At 68.3% G+C, this 16320-nt stretch carries 17 protein-coding genes; 16 read left to right on the plus strand and 1 reads right to left on the minus strand.

What is annotated here, in order from left to right; translation table 11 throughout:
- Positions 1–10: 10 nt before the first annotated feature.
- The 4 genes from AC2DGY_RS02585 to mmsB are packed head-to-tail and all read left to right on the plus strand — an operon-like array spanning position 11 to position 4953.
- The gene (locus AC2DGY_RS02585) at positions 11–1342 is read left to right on the plus strand and encodes a dihydrolipoamide acetyltransferase family protein (protein ID WP_484508137.1); all 1332 of its coding nucleotides are present in this window, start codon (positions 11–13) and stop codon (positions 1340–1342) included.
- Between the two features lie 14 nt (positions 1343–1356).
- A complete protein-coding gene (locus AC2DGY_RS02590) occupies positions 1357–2853 on the plus strand; it encodes a CoA-acylating methylmalonate-semialdehyde dehydrogenase (RefSeq protein WP_484508138.1) in 1497 nt (498 codons plus the stop codon).
- Between the two features lie 14 nt (positions 2854–2867).
- Positions 2868–3998 carry an acyl-CoA dehydrogenase family protein gene (locus tag AC2DGY_RS02595; protein ID WP_484508139.1) on the plus strand — a complete coding sequence of 377 codons (1131 nt, stop codon included), beginning with the start codon at positions 2868–2870 and terminating at the stop codon, positions 3996–3998.
- Between the two features lie 37 nt (positions 3999–4035).
- Positions 4036–4953 (plus strand): 3-hydroxyisobutyrate dehydrogenase, encoded by a 918-nt coding sequence (gene mmsB, locus AC2DGY_RS02600; protein WP_484508140.1) that lies wholly within the window; start codon positions 4036–4038, stop codon positions 4951–4953.
- Here mmsB and AC2DGY_RS02605 read toward each other — a convergent pair.
- Positions 4939–5850 (minus strand): fumarylacetoacetate hydrolase family protein, encoded by a 912-nt coding sequence (locus AC2DGY_RS02605; RefSeq protein ID WP_484508141.1) that lies wholly within the window; start codon positions 5848–5850, stop codon positions 4939–4941. The two genes, mmsB and AC2DGY_RS02605, sit on opposite strands and share 15 nt — an antisense overlap.
- A gap of 115 nt (positions 5851–5965) precedes the next feature.
- Here AC2DGY_RS02605 and AC2DGY_RS02610 point away from each other — a divergent pair, with 115 nt between their 5' ends.
- The 12 genes from AC2DGY_RS02610 to AC2DGY_RS02665 all read left to right on the plus strand — a co-directional run bounded on the left by AC2DGY_RS02610 (position 5966) and on the right by AC2DGY_RS02665 (position 16257).
- Positions 5966–6682 carry an SDR family oxidoreductase gene (locus AC2DGY_RS02610; RefSeq protein ID WP_484508142.1) on the plus strand — a complete coding sequence of 239 codons (717 nt, stop codon included), beginning with the start codon at positions 5966–5968 and terminating at the stop codon, positions 6680–6682.
- 51 nt (positions 6683–6733) lie between these two features.
- Positions 6734–8017 carry an ABC transporter substrate-binding protein gene (locus tag AC2DGY_RS02615; RefSeq protein ID WP_484508143.1) on the plus strand — a complete coding sequence of 428 codons (1284 nt, stop codon included), beginning with the start codon at positions 6734–6736 and terminating at the stop codon, positions 8015–8017.
- 67 nt (positions 8018–8084) lie between these two features.
- Positions 8085–8972, plus strand: coding sequence for a branched-chain amino acid ABC transporter permease (locus AC2DGY_RS02620; RefSeq protein WP_484508144.1), 888 nt, complete (start codon positions 8085–8087; stop codon positions 8970–8972).
- On the plus strand, positions 8969–9937 hold the full coding sequence (locus tag AC2DGY_RS02625) for a branched-chain amino acid ABC transporter permease (RefSeq protein ID WP_484508145.1): 969 nt from the start codon (positions 8969–8971) through the stop codon (positions 9935–9937). Before AC2DGY_RS02620 ends, AC2DGY_RS02625 begins: the two co-directional genes overlap by 4 nt.
- Positions 9934–10662, plus strand: coding sequence for an ABC transporter ATP-binding protein (locus tag AC2DGY_RS02630; RefSeq protein WP_484508146.1), 729 nt, complete (start codon positions 9934–9936; stop codon positions 10660–10662). Before AC2DGY_RS02625 ends, AC2DGY_RS02630 begins: the two co-directional genes overlap by 4 nt.
- The gene (locus AC2DGY_RS02635) at positions 10655–11362 is read left to right on the plus strand and encodes an ABC transporter ATP-binding protein (protein WP_484508147.1); all 708 of its coding nucleotides are present in this window, start codon (positions 10655–10657) and stop codon (positions 11360–11362) included. Before AC2DGY_RS02630 ends, AC2DGY_RS02635 begins: the two co-directional genes overlap by 8 nt.
- A gap of 95 nt (positions 11363–11457) precedes the next feature.
- Positions 11458–12306, plus strand: a complete 849-nt coding sequence (locus tag AC2DGY_RS02640; protein ID WP_484508148.1) for a fumarylacetoacetate hydrolase family protein — start codon at positions 11458–11460, stop codon at positions 12304–12306.
- Positions 12307–12382: 76 nt separating this feature from the next.
- Entirely contained in the window at positions 12383–13105 is a 723-nt protein-coding gene (locus AC2DGY_RS02645; RefSeq protein WP_484508149.1) for a GntR family transcriptional regulator, read from the plus strand.
- Positions 13106–13211: 106 nt separating this feature from the next.
- Positions 13212–14084: a VOC family protein gene (locus AC2DGY_RS02650; RefSeq protein ID WP_484509967.1), complete on the plus strand. Its 873-nt coding sequence runs from the start codon at positions 13212–13214 to the stop codon at positions 14082–14084.
- A gap of 32 nt (positions 14085–14116) precedes the next feature.
- Positions 14117–15538, plus strand: coding sequence for an amidohydrolase family protein (locus AC2DGY_RS02655; RefSeq protein ID WP_484508150.1), 1422 nt, complete (start codon positions 14117–14119; stop codon positions 15536–15538).
- A 40-nt stretch (positions 15539–15578) separates the two neighbouring features.
- The gene (locus AC2DGY_RS02660) at positions 15579–15878 is read left to right on the plus strand and encodes an antibiotic biosynthesis monooxygenase family protein (RefSeq protein WP_484508151.1); all 300 of its coding nucleotides are present in this window, start codon (positions 15579–15581) and stop codon (positions 15876–15878) included.
- Between the two features lie 31 nt (positions 15879–15909).
- The gene (locus AC2DGY_RS02665; protein WP_484508152.1) at positions 15910–16257 is read left to right on the plus strand and encodes an ArsR/SmtB family transcription factor; all 348 of its coding nucleotides are present in this window, start codon (positions 15910–15912) and stop codon (positions 16255–16257) included.
- The last annotated feature ends 63 nt before the right edge of the window (positions 16258–16320 follow it).

Consider the following 16320-nt stretch of genomic DNA (forward strand, 5'->3'; position numbering starts at 1 on the left):
AAGGCCCCTCATGCCTGTCATGAACTTCGCGCTCCCTGACGTGGGAGAGGGGCTCACCGAGGCCGACATCCTCACGTGGCTCGTCGCCGAGGGCGACACCGTGGGCGTGAACGACCTGCTCGTCGAGGTGGAGACCGCCAAGGCGGTCGTGGAACTCCCGTCGCCCGTGGCGGGAACGGTTCTGTCCATTCATGTCGAGGCGGGAACGACGGTGCCGGTGGGGACGGTCCTCGTCTCCCTGGGTGACCGGAGCGAGGCGGAGGCGGCCGGGGATGGTGCCGGCGACGCTCCGCCCGGCGCCCGCGCCTTCCGCGGGGCGGCTGCCCGGGATGCGGCGGCGCAGCTCGAAGGGGCCGCTTCGGATGCGGCGGATGACGAGAAGCCGCTCGTGCTCGTGGGCACCGGTCCCACCGCGGCGCCGGCCCGCAAGCGCAGACTGGGCGCCTCGGGCGCCTCCTCGCTGTCGGCGGAGGTGCCCGGGCGTCCACGCGCGAAGCCGCCCGTGCGGGCACTGGCGAAGTCGCTCGGGGTGGACCTGGCCTCCGTGCCCGCCGACGCTTCCGGCGTCGTCCACCGTGACGCGCTGCTCGCCTCCGCCGCGGCGTCCCCCGCGCCGGCGGCATCCCCCTCGGCGCCCGACGACGGCGACCTGCGCACCCCGATCCGCGGGGTGCGCAAGGCGACGGCGGAGGCGGTCGTGCGATCCGCATTCACCGCGCCGCACGTCACCGTCTGGCTGACCGTGGATATCACCCCCACCGTCGAGCTCATCGCGCGGCTGAAGAAGGACCGCGCCTTCCAGGACGTGCGCGTCAACCCTCTCCTCCTGGTCGCGCGGGCCTTCCTCCTCGCCATCCGCCGCCATCCCGCCATCAACGCGTCGTGGGACGAGAGCGCACAGGAGATCGTCCAATACCGGCGCGTGAACCTCGGGATCGCCGCCGCGACGCCGCGCGGCCTGATCGTGCCCAACATCAAGTCGGCCGACACGCTCGCCTTCGAAGGTCTGGCCGGCGCCATCGGCGCACTCGTGGAGAACGCGCGCGCGGGTCGCACCACCCCCGCCGACATGAGCGCCGGCACCATCACGATCACCAACATCGGTGCCCTCGGCGTGGATGCGGGCACCCCGATCCTCAATCCCGGTGAAGCGGCGATCCTCGCGTTCGGTGCGATCCGCGAGATGCCGTGGGTCGTCGGTGGCGAGATCGTGCCGCGCCGGGTCACTCAACTCGCGCTGTCTGTCGATCACCGGTTGGTGGACGGCGAACTCGCGTCTACTGTGCTGGCTGAGCTCGGTGCGATCCTGTCGGATCCCGCGCGCGCCATCACCATCGTCTGAGCAAGGAGAACGTCATGAAGGAATTGACCCATTTCGTCGGCGGCGAGCACGTCGCCGGCACCTCCGGGCGCTTCGGCGATGTGTACGACCCGTCCACCGGCGAGGTGCAGGCACGGGTGCCCCTGGCGAGCGCCGCGGAGGTCGCTGCGGCGATCGCCAACGCCGAAGAGGCACAGCTCACGTGGGGCGCATGGAACCCCCAGCGCCGCGCCCGGGTACTGCTGCGCTTCCTCGACCTCGTGGCGAAAGACCTCGACCACCTGGCGCGTCTGCTCTCCAGCGAGCACGGGAAGACGGTGGATGACGCGAAGGGCGACATCCAGCGGGGTGTCGAGGTCGTGGAGTTCGCCGCGGGGGCCCCGCACCTGCTGAAGGGGGAGTTCAGCACGGGGGCCGGCACCGGCATCGACGTGCACTCGCTGCGCCAGCCGCTCGGCGTGGTCGCCGGAATCACGCCCTTCAACTTCCCGGCGATGATTCCGCTGTGGAAAGCCGGTCCGGCTCTGGCGGCCGGGAACGCGTTCATCCTGAAGCCGAGCGAGCGCGACCCCTCGGTCCCGCTGCGCATCGCCGAACTCTTCCTCGAGGCGGGCCTCCCCGCCGGGGTCCTCAACGTCGTCAACGGCGACAAGGAGGCCGTCGACGCGATCCTGCACGACGAGCGGGTGAAGGCCGTGGGATTCGTCGGCTCGACGCCGATCGCGCAGTACATCTACGCCACGGCCGCGGCGAACGGCAAGCGCGCGCAATGCTTCGGTGGTGCGAAGAACCACATGATCGTGATGCCCGACGCCGACCTCGACCAGGTCGCCGACGCCCTGATCGGTGCCGGCTACGGCTCGGCGGGCGAGCGGTGCATGGCGATCTCGGTGGCCGTTCCCGTGGGGGAGGCGACCGCCGACGCGCTCGCGGCCAAGCTCGCCGAGCGGGTGACCTCGCTCACGATCGGTCCGGCGCTGGAGGACGGCGTCGACTACGGGCCGCTGGTGTCCCGGGAGGCTGTGGAGCGCGTGAGCGGGTACATCCAGCAGGGCATCGACGAGGGCGCCACGCTCCTCGCCGATGGCCGCGGATACTCGGTGCCCGGCTACGAGAACGGGTTCTACCTGGGTCCGACACTCTTCGACCACGTCACCCGCGACATGACCATCTACCGCGAGGAGATCTTCGGCCCGGTGCTCGTCATCGCCCGTGCGGACGACTACGAGCAGGCCCTGGCGATGGCCTCCGACCACGAGTACGGCAACGGTGTGTCCATCTTCACGCGCGACGGCGACGCCGCCCGCGACTTCTCCACCCGGGTGAACGTCGGCATGGTGGGCGTCAACGTGCCCATCCCGGTGCCGATCGCCTACCACACGTTCGGCGGCTGGAAGAAGTCGGGATTCGGCGACCTCAACCAGCACGGACCCGACGCGTTCCGCTTCTACACGAAGACGAAGACCGTGACCACGCGGTGGCCTTCGGGGATCAAGGAAGGCGCCAGCTTCGTCATCCCGACGATGCACTGATCATGCACGCGTACATGACCGAGGAACGGGCGGCCCTCGTCGAAGCCGTCCGCGACTTCTCCGACGCCGCCCTCGCCCCGCACGCTGCGGAGTGGGACGCGCAGAAGCACTTCCCGGTGGACGTGCTCGCCCAGGCGGGTGAGCTCGGGCTCGGGGGCGTCTACGTCCGGGAGGAGAGCGGAGGCGCCGGGCTGACGCGGCTGGACGCGGTCGCGATCTTCGAGGCGCTGGCCGGTGGCGACACCACGATCGCGGCGTACATCTCGATCCACAACATGGTGGCGTGGATGGTGGACACCTTCGGTACCGCGGCGCAGCGGGAGGAATGGCTGCCGGGGCTGACGGCGATGACGCAGCTGGGCAGCTACTGCCTCACCGAGCCCGGGGCGGGATCGGACGCGGCCGCCCTCACCACGTCGGCGCGGCGGGAGGGCGACGAGTACGTCCTCAACGGCGTCAAGCAGTTCATCTCCGGCGCCGGCGCCTCCGCCCTCTACATCGTGATGGCCCGCACCGGGGCGCCGGGAGCAGGCGGCATCAGCGCGATCCTCGTCCCCGACGGCACCCCGGGGCTCAGCTTCGGCCCGAACGAGAAGAAGATGGGCTGGAACGCCCAACCCACCCGCCAGGTGATCCTGGAGGACGTGCGCGTGCCGGTCGACGCGCGTCTCGGCGAGGAGGGCGACGGCTTCGGCATCGCGATGAAGGGCCTCAACGGCGGACGGCTGAACATGGGCGCGTGCTCGCTGGGCGGCGCGCAGTGGGCGTTCGACCGGGCGCGGGCGTACGTGCAGGACCGCCATGCGTTCGGCGCGCCCCTGGCCGCGAACCAGAGCATCGTCTTCACCCTGGCCGACATGGAGACCCAGCTGCAGGCCGCGCGCGCCCTGCTGGAACGCGCCGCGAGCGATCTGGATGCCGGCGCCCCGGGCGTTGCCGCATCCTGTGCTCTGGCCAAGCGGTTCGCCACCGACGCGGCCTTCGACGTCGCCAATCAGGCCCTGCAGCTGCACGGCGGCTACGGGTATCTCTCGGAGTACGGGATCGAGCGCGTGGTGCGCGACCTGCGGGTGCACCAGATCCTCGAGGGAACGAATGAGGTCATGCGCCTCATCGTCGGCCGCAGCCTCCTGGAGCGCCGATGATCCTCGCGACCGGATATCACCCACCGAAGGAGAACAGATGACCACGATCGCGTTCCTCGGCCTCGGCCACATGGGCCTGCCGATGGCGACGAACCTCGTCCGTGCGGGTCACGTCGTGACGGGATTCGATGTGGTGCCGGCTGCCCTGGACGGTGCGCGCGCGGCCGGCATCGTCGTCGCGTCGAGCGCGACAGAAGCCGTCGCCGATGCGGAGGTCGTCTTCACGATGTTCCCGAGCGGTCGGCACGTGATCGACGCGTATGCGGGAGCGGCGGGCTCGCCCGGGCTCCTGGCCGCCGCGCCTCGCGGCACGCTCTTCATCGATTCTTCGACGATCGCCGTCGACGAGTCGCGCACCGCGCACGCGCTCGCTCTCGAGGCGGGCCACCGCAGTCTCGATGCTCCGGTATCCGGTGGCGTCGTGGGAGCGGAGGGGGCGACCCTGGCCTTCATGGTCGGTGGCGAGGAGGACGCGTTCGCTGCCGCCCTGCCGCTCCTGGAGCGGATGGGGCGGCGCATCGTGCACTGTGGCGGACCCGGTCTCGGCCAGGCGGCGAAGGTGTGCAACAACATGATCCTCGGGGTCACCCAGATCGTCGTGGCCGAGGCGTTCGTCCTGGGCGAGCGCCTCGGGCTGTCGCATCAGGCGCTGTTCGACGTCGCCTCGAACGCGTCGGGACAGTGCTGGGCACTCACGACCAACTGTCCTGTCCCGGGGCCCGTGCCGACAAGCCCGGCCAACCGCGACTACCAGCCGGGCTTCGCCGGCGCACTGATGTCGAAGGACCTGGGCCTGGCCGAGGCCGCGATCGACCTCACCGGCGTCGACGCGAAGCTGGGCATGCTCGCGCGAGAGATCTATCGCGAGTTCGCCGACGGGGCGGGCGGCGCACAGGACTTCTCCGCGATCATCCACACCATCCGCGCGGACAGCGGCCCGTTACCAGCCGGATGAGAGCGGATGGAGCGGCTCGGCGGCCACGATGGTCTGTCGCGTCCGCCCGATGAGGTCCACCGACATCTCGACGATGTCCCCGGGCTCGAGCCACCCCTGGAACGCGGGGGAGTTCGTCCGGTAGTGCTCCAGGAGGCACCCCCCGCCGACCGTGCCCGATCCGATGACGTCACCGGGGTGGAGAGTCGTTCCGCGTGATGTGTATGCGACGACGTCGGAGAACGCCCAGTCGATCGTCGACCAGTTGCCCGCCACGACCTCGCGACCGTTGACGGATGCGCGCATCCCGACATCGAAACCCTTGCCGGCTCGCCGGGGTGCGAACTCGTCGGCTGTGACAAAGGTCGGGCCTAGCGTGGTGGCGGTGTCCTTGCCCTTGGCGGGGCCCAGGCGGGTGGTCATCTCGGTGAACTGAAGGTCTCGGGCACTCCAGTCGATGTACATCGTGTAGCCGGCGATATGGCTGTAGGCATCCTGAGGTCGCACGTTGTGGGCCGTCCGTCCGATCACAGCCGCGACTTCCAGCTCGAAATCGAACTGGGAGGTGCCCGGCGCCATCGGCACGTCCTGGTACGGGCCGATCACCGCGGCGGCGTTGGAGAGGTAGAACGCGGGGAACTGCGAATGGATGGGGTCCACCGGCCCGAGCGAGTTGCGAATGTGCTCGTGGAAGCACATCGAGTCGCGGAGCGACCCCGGGCGGAGCGGTTCGACCACGGTGAGATCGGCCAGCTCGACCGGCGATACCTCCAGCGCGCGAGTGGCGGCGCGAGAGAGCGAGTCCGCGGTGATGAGGTCGAGCAGGGTCTCGCTGCCCGGGTACGGATGCGCGTGCTCCCCGACCACCACCGCGGGCCGAGCGCCCTCTGCCGTCCTGTACGAGATCCATCGAGTCATCATCGCCTCCAACAATCGACAATACCGCTACTTAAGATTCTTATGTATAGTGTCGTTCACCGGCGCGGACGCCGGGAGTCAGGCTCACGATGGCGAGAGGATCGGAACAGCGCTCATGCCTCAGCACGGTCAGCATGTCGTCATCATCGGGGGCACCAGGGGTGTCGGGCTCGAGCTGGCGAAGCGCGCGCACGCGCTGGGATGCCGGGTCACGATCGCTGGACGCGATCTCGACGTCGGGATGACCGCTGCGGAGTCGGTCGGCGAGAACTGCGCGGCGGCCACGTGCGATCTGTCGGATTGGGCGTCGATCGAGGCCTTCATGGCCGCGTGCGACCCGATCGATCACCTGATCCTCGCGGCGGTGGAGCGGGACAGCCACACGATCGCCGAGTACGAACCGGACGACAGCGCGCGAGCACTCCTCATGAAGAACGTCGGATACGCGACCGCTGTGCATCACGCACTGACGAAGTTCACCGTCGGGGCCTCCGTGGTGATGTTCAGCGGGCTGTCGATGTGGAAGCCGGTGCCCGGCTCGGTCTCCCTGTCGATGGCGAACGCGGGAGTCGTCGGTCTGATGAACTCGCTCGCTCTGGAAATCGCGCCTGTGCGCGTCAACACCATCGTCCCGGGGGTGGTGGGCGACACCCCCGCCAGCCGAGGCGCCGCACCCGCGCGCCAGGCCGTCTATGAGGCGATCCGCCAGCGGACGCCCGGAAAGCGCCTCGTCACGACGGACGACATCGTCGCGGCGACCTTCGCCCTCACCGACAACGCCGGGATCAACGGCGCGACCCTCGTCGTCGATGGGGGAGTCATCCTCACCTGACCTCCGATCGCGCGCGAAGTGGCGTGGGATCGACAACCCATAGGAGCATCGATGAAGAAGTTTCCTGTTCTCGGAGCCGGCCTCGCCGCCGCTCTCATCCTGTCGGGCTGCGGCGCGGCAGAGCCCGCCGAGACCGCCCCTGTCGAGGGCCCGGGCGTCGCCCTCGTCGCCCCGGTTGCCGACCTGGACTGCGTCGAGGAGGCCCCGACCGGTGAACCGATCGTGGTGGGAGGGTCCCTCAGTCTCACCGGCAACTTCGCGGCCGCCGCGAAGATCCACGACGCCGTCGCCGACATCGTCGTGGAGTGGGTGAACGAGTGCGGTGGGATCGACGGGCGTCCGATCCAGTGGAGCGTCCTGGACGATGCGTCCACTCCGGCCAACGCGGCCGCGAACTACGAGAACCTGATCAACCAGGGTGTGGATCTGGTGATGGGCCCGTACGCCACCGCCAGTATCCTCGCGGCGGCCGGCCCGGTCGGCCGGGCGGGGTTCCCGTATATCACGCACACTTTCGGCTCGCCGGCCGACTTCGTCGGCGACAACCATTTCCCCGTCTGGCAGCATGGCGGCGGCACCGAGGACCCCGACGAGTTCTTCGTGCCGATGGCTGGGCTGGTGTGGGACGCGCTCGAGCGCACCGGTGAGCCCCCGGCGACCGCTTTCTACGGCATCCCCAAGTTCCCCTCCTCGATCGTCATCGGCGAGGCGGTGCAGGCCGAGTTCGAGGGCAATGATGTCGAGACTCTCGCGAAGGTGGAGTTCGACCTCGGGACCACGGACTTCAGCTCGATCGCCCTCCGCATCCAGCAGGCCGATCCCGACGTGATCTGGTGGGGAGGCGTCGGCGGCGACGTCGTGAACCTCTTCGACGCCTTCGCCACGATCGGATACGTGCCGAAGCAGTTCGTCGCTTCGGTGGCCGCGCCCGCTGCGCTGGAGTCGCTGGGGTCGGAGGCCGAGGGGCTCATGACGCTTTCCATCTTCGAGGAGAACTCGACCCTTCAGGGGGACCCCCAGGCGGAATACTTCGTCGAGCGGTTCCATGCGACTGCCGCCGGGCTCGAACTCTTCCCGCAGGTCGAGACTCAGGCCGCCGCGAGTTTCGCGGCGTGGCAGACCCTGCTCGCCGGAGTGGCCAACGCCGGACTCGATCGCGCAGCGATCATCGAATACCTTCGCGGCGCCACGGTCGACACGATCGCCGGGCCACTGACCTTCGGCGGGTTCAACGGCTACGGCACAGACGTCAATCGCATCACCCAGATCCAGGACGGCGAGCGCGTCACAGTGGCGCCGGCGGACCTGGCGCTTGCGGAGCCGGTCGCACGGTAGCCGCCCCGGCGGGGGAGGCAGCCGTCTCCCCCGTCTTCATCCGCCCATCACGACGAAAGGACCGCACATGGATGCGCTGGCTCAAACGCTCGTGTCCGGCGCCCTCTTGGGCTGCCTGTTCGGCTGCATCGCCCTGGGCATCACGGTGAAGTGGGGCCTGCTCGGCGTCGCCGACTTCTTCCACATCTCCCTCGTGCTCGTCTCGGCATACATTTCGTACACCCTGGTCGTGGAGGCGCAGATGAGTCCCTTCGCCTCCCTCGCCATCACCGTCCCCGCCTTCTTCCTCGTGGGGGTAGGACTGCAGTACTTGCTGCACGTCATCAAAGCGAGCGTCTTCACCACGCTGCTCATCAGTTTCGGCCTGTTCATCGCCGCGGAGAACACGATCAGTCTCATCTGGAGCTCTGACGTGCTCAGCATGCGGACGGCCCTGCCTGAGGAGTGGCGGACGGCCGTCGCACTCGGGGACCTCGCCGTTCACCCGGTCGATCTGCTCAGCCTGGGTGCAGCGGTCATCCTCGTCGGAGGCGCAGCCGCCTGGTTGCGATACACCAGATCGGGACGCGCACTCCGCGCGATGCATCAGGACCTGCCGATCGCCCAGATCTTCGGTGTTCGCACCCTCACGCTCGCGCTCGTCGTATCCGGCGTCGTGGCCGCCACCGCCGCGGTGGCGGGGACGATCGTCGCCATGAAAATGCCGTTGCAGCCGCACCTCACCACGCAGTGGCTCGGGATCGTCTTCGTCGCCTGTCTCCTCGGAGGCCTGGGGAGGCCCCTCAGCGCGCTGCTGGTCGCGGTCTTGGTGCTGATGATCCAGAACGTCTGGTCGCTGTATCTGTCTCCCTCGTGGTCGCCGGCGATCGCCTACGGCGTGCTCTTCCTCTACCTGGCTCTCGAGCCGGTGGTGCGAGCCGGCCGGCTGCGGATCGCCCTGGGGAGGACGGCATGAACAAGACCACAACGACCCTGGGCGGAATCCTCGCCGCTGCCGTGCTGCTGGTCCTGGTGCCGTTCCTGGTGCCGGGAAACCTGTACATCGTCGCGTTCGGATTCCAGCTCATGGTGTGGATCGTGCTGGCCACGAGCTGGAACGTCTTCTCCGGCGCCGCCGGATACCCCAGCTTCGGGCACGGGGTGTTCTTCGGGATCGGCATCTACACGACGGCCGTTCTGCTGCGTGCCTTCCCCGGGCTCCCCTTCGTCGTGACGATCCTCGTATCCGGTCTCGTCTCGGCGGCGGTCGCCGCGGCTCTCGGCGCGGCGATGTTCGCGTCATCCCGGTTCCGGAGCGACCTGTTCGGCCTGGTCACCCTCGCACTCGCGTTCGTGGTTCCCACGATCGCCCTGAACATCCCCGCGATCGACGGCGGCGCCGGCGTCTCACTCCTGCAAGCGGCAGAAGGCACCTTCGTGGGCAACGACCCGGTGCGCCTGTATCTCACCGCCGTCGTGCTCGCCTTGCTCACCGTCGCGCTGACCGTCGTGATCTGGCGCGGACGGTGGGGGCGGGCCCTCTCCGGTATCCGCGACGACGAGCAGGTCGCTGAGTCGCTCGGTGTGCCCACCTACCGCTACAAGGTCGGCACGTTCGCGCTCAGCGCGGGCCTGGCCGGGCTCGTCGGCGCCCCGCAGGCGGTCTTCCTCGGCTACGTCGACGTGGCGGCGGTGTTCAGTTTCACCGTGCCGCTGTTCGTCGTGATGATGTCGATCCTCGGCGGGGTGACCAAGTGGTACGGGCCGATCCTCGGGGCCGTCGTCATCGTCGTCCTGCAGGAGATCCTCAGGGGGCTCGGGGTTCCCGAGATCGCCCAGATCGTCGTCGGGCTGCTTCTGGTGCTCTTCATCGTCGTCCTCCCTCGCGGGGTGGGCGGTCTCTTCGAATCCCGGCGGAGGAAAGGACCGGTGGTGTCATGAGCGTGCTTTCGTGTCGCGGGGTCGTGAAGCGCTACGGCGGTCTCCTCGCGCTGGACGGGGTCGACCTCGAGGTGCAGGCCGGCGAGATCGTCGGACTCGTCGGACCCAACGGCTCCGGCAAGACGACACTGCTGAACACCATCGGGGGGTCGACCTTCGCTTCGGCCGGCGTGATCGAATTCCAGGGCGACGAGGTCACGACGATGTCGGCCCATCGCCGTGCGCGGCGCGGCATCTCGCGCACCTTCCAGATTCCCCGACCGCTGCCGTCCCTCTCGGTGCACGAGAACGTGGTGCTCCCGGCGATGTTCGGGCGCCACCGCGCCTCTCGAACGGATGCCGACGCCCAGGCGGCCGACATCCTCCGACGAGTGGGGCTGGCCTCGCACGCGGACGCGGCCACCTCGACGCTGACGCTCCACGAACGCAAGTTCCTCGAGATCGCTCGAGCCCTGGCTCTCTCGCCGCAGCTTCTCCTCCTCGACGAGGTGCTCGGCGGGCTCAACCCGACCGAGGTCGAGGCGGGTGTGGAGCTCATCGCGAGTCTTCGCGAATCCGGTGTGGCCATTCTGTACATCGAGCACAACGTGAAAGCGGTCACGCGCCTGGCCGACCGCATGTACGTGCTCAACCGCGGCCGGAACCTCGCCAGCGGCGTACCGGCCGACGTGATCGCCGACCCCGCTGTGATCGAGGCCTACCTGGGGAGTTCGTCCCATGCTTGACGTACAGGATGTCGCTGTCTCCTACGACCAGGCGATCGCGCTGCGCGGAGTGAGCATGTCGATCCGCTCCGGGCAGTCGGTGTCGCTCATCGGATCCAACGGCGCGGGCAAGTCGACCCTGGTGAAAGCCCTCATGGGCATGCAACCGGTCCGCGGCGGCCGCATCCTGTTCGAGGGACAGGACCTCGCCGGCTCGCCGTCCAGTTCTCGACCCGCACAGGGCATCGCCCTCGTGCCGGAGGCCCGGCGTCTCTTTCCGCACCTGAGCGTGTGGGACAACCTCCAGATGGGGCTGCACGATCGCGCTGCGCGTGCGCGTTCGCGCGGCGGACTCGACTGGGTACTGCATCTGTTCCCGGTCCTCACCGAGCGGTCGCGGCAGAAGGCAGGCACGCTCTCCGGCGGCGAGCAGCAGATGGTCGCGATCGGGCGCGCTCTCATCTCCCGTCCGCGCCTGCTCATCCTCGACGAACCGTCTCTCGGTCTCGCGCCCATCGTGGTCGAGCGGGTCTTCCGGCTCCTGGAGGAGGTGCGGACGGAGGGAGTGACGATGCTCATCGCGGAACAGAACATGCACGCCGCCCTCTCCATGTCCGACTTCGGTTACGTCCTGGACGACGGCCGCGTGACGATGAGCGGACCCTCCGCCGAGCTGCTCACCACCCCCGCGGTTCGGGCTGCCTACCTCGGCGGCACGTGACGCGTGGAATCGATAGTTCCTAAAGAATCGATTCTAATCTATCCTGGATCGAGACCATGCCGCACGTGCGGCGACGCACCAGAAAGGCGCACACCATGAAGATCGCCAACCTCGCCGAGCGCCTCGTCATCGTTGAGGATGACCGCGCCATCGATGTCGAGAACGCCAGTGCAGGGCGGTTCTCCTCCGACCCTCAGGCGATCTACGAACGCTGGGAAGAGTTCCTCGCCTGGGCGCCGTCTGTCGCGGGTTCCGCCGCCCTGCCCTTCGATGAGCGACGCGCCGCGGCGCCGGTCCCGCGCCCGCGCCAGGTGTTCGCCATCGGACTGAACTACCGCGCTCACGCGGCCGAGGCGGGGGAGGGGGAGCCCACCTTCCCGCCGACCTTCACCAAGTTCCCTACCTCGCTGACCGGCGCCTTCGCCGAGGTGGAGCTGCCGACCGACACCGTGGACTGGGAGGTCGAACTCGTCGTCGTCATCGGACGCGAAGCCGTCCGCGTGCGTGAAGCCGACGCGTGGGAGCACGTCGCAGGCCTCACGATCGGGCAGGACCTGTCCGAACGGACCCTGCAGCTGCTGCCCCCGATGCCCCAGTTCTCGCTGGCGAAGTCCTTCCCCGGGTTCTCACCCACGGGACCGATGGTCGTGACTCCGGACGAATTCGAGGATCCCACGGACCTGGCTCTGGAAAGCCGCCTCGGGGACGAGGTGCTGCAATCGGGACGCACATCTCAGATGATCTTCTCCGTCGCGGCCCTCATCGAACGCCTCTCCGCCGTCACCCCGCTCCTGCCGGGTGACCTGATCTTCACAGGCACCCCCTCCGGAGTCGGCGTCGCGCGCGTGCCGAAGCGTTTCCTGCGTCCCGGCGAGGTGCTGACGTCGACGATCGAAGGCCTGGGGGCCATGGAGACGACTCTGGTCGGCTCTGCGCGCGGCTGACCGCGGGTCGTATCGACAGATGCGGTAACAGTCGAGTATTCCAGGTGGAAGAATCCGCGGACGGTACGATCAAGCCATGGCGATGAGAGGCAACGCACGCACGCTCGGCGTCGACGTGTACGAGCAGATCCGCGACCGCATCCTCCGCGGCGACTTCGCTCCCGGTGCCCGGCTGCGCCCGGCCACCCTCGGGCCCGAGTATGACGTCAGCGTCAGTGTCGTCCGCGAGGCGCTCACGCGACTGTCGGAGCAGGGGCTCGTTCTCGCCGAGCCCAACCTCGGATTCGCGGTGCCCCTGCTGTCACGGGAGAGGCTCGAGAATATCGTCCAAGCGCGCGTCGAGGTCGAGGGCATCACCATCCGGATCTCCGTCGAGAGCGGGGATCTCGCCTGGGAGTCGTCGGTGATGGCCGCACATCACACCCTCAACCGCACGCCGCTGCGGCTCGAGGATCAGGGCCTCAATCCCGACTGGGTCACGGCGCACCGCCAATTCCATGCCCAGCTGCTTGCGGGCTGTCAGAACGACGTCCTGTTGGGAATCTGCGCGTCGCTGTTCCAGAGCGCCGAGCTCTACCGCAACTGGTCCGAGCCTTCGCCCGGTGCTCAGCGCAACGTCGCGGCCGAGCACGACGCGCTCGCAAAGGCGGCCATCGCCCGGGAAGCGGACAAGGCCTCGGCGTTGCTCAAGGCGCATATCGAGAAGACGCGAGATCTGGCAGTGAAGAACATCGGCGCGTTTCGCTCGGACGAAGCCGCACCGCGCACGCGGACCCGAGGAGCGTCGGCCGCCGACTGAGACGAAAACAGAACATCTCTAACTATCGACTATTGGGTTCACTGTTGTATAGTTGACTCGAGGCCAAGTCGGCACACCGTGGCACAAGGGAGTGGACACCATGCGGATGCACGTCGGTCATATCGCCATGAGAGTGACGAACCTGGAGAAGTCGGTCGATCACGCGCGGCGCACGCTCGGACTGCGAACCACGTGGGCCTCGCCGACGGAAGTGCATCTGTCGGCCAACGCGCGCCATCACGAGCTTCAACTGATCCAATCCGATCGAGCGGGGCTGGACCACGTCGGGCTGGAGATCGAAGATCCCCGTGACCTCGACGCGCTGCGCGACCGGATCATCGCGTCCGGTGCCATCATCCTCAGCGAACAGGTGCAGGAGGTCGGCATCCAAAAGGCCATCCGGTGCATCGGTCCGGAGGGGATCGTGTTCGAGCTGTACTCCGGAATGGAGCGCCTACCGCTCAGCGTGGATACGGTGATCCCCGCACTGGCACGCAAACTCGGCCACGTCACCTTCTTCGCCGAGGAGAAGGCAGAGGTCGAGAGGTTCCTCCTGGATGTCCTCGGCTTCCGCGTGTCGGACCGGTTCGGCGACTGGGCCACGTGGCTGCGGTGCGACCCCGATCACCACGGTATCGCCATCGCTCAGAGCCCGGCGGGCGGCGGGAGCAGGATGCATCACTACGCCTTCGAGATGGCGAGCATCGGCGAGATCGCCCACTACGCCGATCACGTCGCGCGTGACGGACAGCACTTCCTCTGGGGCCCGGGCAGGCACGGACCCGGATTCAACATCTTCACCTATCTTCTCGACCCGGAGGAGGCAGTCGTCGAGGTCTACACCGACCTGCTCCGCATCGATGACGAGGCCGCGTACAAGGCCGTCGATTGGTCGGCGCATCCGCACGCGATGAATCTGTGGGCACGGGATGACACCCCCGAGAACTGGAGCGAGATCGGCATCCCCATCCTGAACTGACTCAGCGCGGCACTCGACGAAGGCGACATCACATGACCAACCTCGACAACACACCCGACAACCACCCAGGCCCCGCGCTGGATCCGGAACGCAGCGGCCGGCCCGGCGACCGGTACGTGATCCGCGGCGGGGCGGTGATGTCGATGGACCCGCAGGTGGGGGATTTCGAGGAAGCCGACGTGCTCGTCGACGGTTCCACCATCGTCGCGGTGGGGCGCGATCTGGCGGTGTCCGGCATCCCGGTCGTCGATGCCCGCGGCCGCATCGTCATGCCCGGGTTCATCGACACCCATCACCACCTCTTCGAGACGGCCCTGCGTGGCTTCCTCGCCGACGCGGTGCTCTTCAACGACGGGCGTCCGCACGCGGCGGTCAACTACGTCGACTACGTGCTGGATCGGTTCGCGCCGCAGTACCGGCCCGAAGATGTGCACATCAACACGCTGTTCGGCTCGCTCAGTCAGCTCGACGCCGGAGTGACAACCGTGCTCGACGTCTCGCAGATCCACCATTCGCCGGAGCATTCGGACGCGACTGTGGAAGCGCTGGCCGGTTCGGGGCGCCGCGCGGTCTTCGGATACTTCGAAAGTCACGGGGGCAGAGCAGGCAACCAGTACCCGGAGGATGCCGGCCGGCTGCGCTCGCAGCACTTCTCCTCATCGGATCAGCTGCTGACGATGATGATGGGAGGAGAGATCTACCTCCCCGGCTATGAGAGGGCGTGGGAGGTAGGGCGCGAGCTCGGTCTCCCGATCGTCGCCCACGTCGTGGGCAGTTTCGGTCTCGGGCCGGAGTTCGACAAGCTGGCCGCGGCAGGCGCCTTCGGCAGCGACAACCTCTTCCTCCACATGACCGGGATGTCGGAACTCGGGTGGCAGCGGGCGAAGGACGCGGGCGCCGGATTCTCGGCGGCGGTGCCCATCGAGGTGAGTATGGGCCACGGCACGCCTCCCCTCCTGAAGGCGCTGGCGATGGGAATCGAGCCCTCGCTGTCGACCGACGTCGAATGCACGTTGACCGCGGACTTCTTCACGCAGATGCGTGGGGCGATGGCACTGCAGCGTGGTCAGGTGCACGAGATGATCCTCTCCGGCGTGGAAGACACCCCGGCGCTCCTCACCGCTCGCGACGTCCTGCGGTGGGCGACGATCAACGGCGCGCGTGATCTCGGACTGGATCACCGGGTCGGAACTCTGACTCCCGGGAAAGAGGCGGACATCGTCATCCTCGACGCGGAGGCCCTTAACGTCGCGCCGCTGAACCACGTGCCCGGCGCCGTGGTGGGGTTGATGGAGCGCTCCAACGTCGAATCCGTCATCGTCGCGGGCAAGGTCCGCAAGTGGAAGGGTCGCCTCCTCGATGTCGACCTCGCGCGCCTGCGCGACGATCTCAGCGCCTCGCGCGACTACCTGTTCAAGTCGGCCGACGTCGCCCGCGACCTGTTCGCGTCCTGACGACGGGTCCTCCGGCGGGCGGAGAAAAGGGGCGGAGCAGGTGATCGCGCACATCGTGATCGCGGAGTTCACACCAACCGTGGACGACCGCGACATCCAGCGGTTCCACCAGGAGCTGGGCGCCATGCGGGTGCGTTTGGGTGGGCTGCTGCGACAGTACGTCCACGGTCCGGGCCTCGGGCTGCGCCCCGGCGTGCGCGGGTACGGGATCACCGCGGTCGTGGACTCCGTCGAAGCGCTGGACGCCTACCTGGACGACGAGGACCACCTCCGCATCGGCGCTCACTACGGCCCGCTGCTCTTCTCCGAGCTCAGGTCGGTGCAGGTCCGGGCCGACTGAGCCGCCGGCCGCACGAAGGGATCCGTTCACGATGAGCTCTGCTCTGATCGGCGACGAGGTCGTCGAGCAGCCGCCGTCGGAGATCAGCGAGGTGTTCGCCGCGCTGGCGAACGACCATCGACTGCACCTCCTCGAGGTGCTGCGGGAGAACGTCGGGCTGCGCGGGCTCGGCATGACGGTCACGAGCCTCGCCCTGGCCACGGAGCGGAGCCGATTCGCCACCTCGCACCATCTTGCGGTCCTGCGCGAGGCCGGCCTCGTGGTCGAGCATCGCCGAGGTGCCAGTCGTCTTCACCAGCTCAACGCCGATACGTTCGACCGCTTCTTCGGCTGGCTGATCCCGTTTCTCGATGCCGCCGAAGAATTCCGTGCCCCCTAGCCGCTGTGTGTCGTGGGCGGCCCGCGACGTCGGCCGGGGTTTTCGTACAGGCGCGGTGATCGA

This window comes from Microbacterium sp. Z6_144, from assembly GCF_057197625.1.

Bases quoted from the DNA above. Each gene is read 5' to 3' on its own strand.
- AC2DGY_RS02585 (WP_484508137.1), top strand. From the start codon at position 11: ATGCCTGTCATGAACTTCGCGCTCCCTGACGTGGGAGAGGGGCTCACC.
- AC2DGY_RS02590 (WP_484508138.1), top strand. From the start codon at position 1,357: ATGAAGGAATTGACCCATTTCGTCGGCGGCGAGCACGTCGCCGGCACC.
- AC2DGY_RS02595 (WP_484508139.1), top strand. From the start codon at position 2,868: ATGACCGAGGAACGGGCGGCCCTCGTCGAAGCCGTCCGCGACTTCTCC.
- mmsB (WP_484508140.1), top strand. From the start codon at position 4,036: ATGACCACGATCGCGTTCCTCGGCCTCGGCCACATGGGCCTGCCGATG.
- AC2DGY_RS02605 (WP_484508141.1), bottom strand. From the start codon at position 5,850: ATGACTCGATGGATCTCGTACAGGACGGCAGAGGGCGCTCGGCCCGCG.
- AC2DGY_RS02610 (WP_484508142.1), top strand. From the start codon at position 5,966: ATGCCTCAGCACGGTCAGCATGTCGTCATCATCGGGGGCACCAGGGGT.
- AC2DGY_RS02615 (WP_484508143.1), top strand. From the start codon at position 6,734: ATGAAGAAGTTTCCTGTTCTCGGAGCCGGCCTCGCCGCCGCTCTCATC.
- AC2DGY_RS02620 (WP_484508144.1), top strand. From the start codon at position 8,085: ATGGATGCGCTGGCTCAAACGCTCGTGTCCGGCGCCCTCTTGGGCTGC.
- AC2DGY_RS02625 (WP_484508145.1), top strand. From the start codon at position 8,969: ATGAACAAGACCACAACGACCCTGGGCGGAATCCTCGCCGCTGCCGTG.
- AC2DGY_RS02630 (WP_484508146.1), top strand. From the start codon at position 9,934: ATGAGCGTGCTTTCGTGTCGCGGGGTCGTGAAGCGCTACGGCGGTCTC.
- AC2DGY_RS02635 (WP_484508147.1), top strand. From the start codon at position 10,655: ATGCTTGACGTACAGGATGTCGCTGTCTCCTACGACCAGGCGATCGCG.
- AC2DGY_RS02640 (WP_484508148.1), top strand. From the start codon at position 11,458: ATGAAGATCGCCAACCTCGCCGAGCGCCTCGTCATCGTTGAGGATGAC.
- AC2DGY_RS02645 (WP_484508149.1), top strand. From the start codon at position 12,383: ATGGCGATGAGAGGCAACGCACGCACGCTCGGCGTCGACGTGTACGAG.
- AC2DGY_RS02650 (WP_484509967.1), top strand. From the start codon at position 13,212: ATGCACGTCGGTCATATCGCCATGAGAGTGACGAACCTGGAGAAGTCG.
- AC2DGY_RS02655 (WP_484508150.1), top strand. From the start codon at position 14,117: ATGACCAACCTCGACAACACACCCGACAACCACCCAGGCCCCGCGCTG.
- AC2DGY_RS02665 (WP_484508152.1), top strand. From the start codon at position 15,910: ATGAGCTCTGCTCTGATCGGCGACGAGGTCGTCGAGCAGCCGCCGTCG.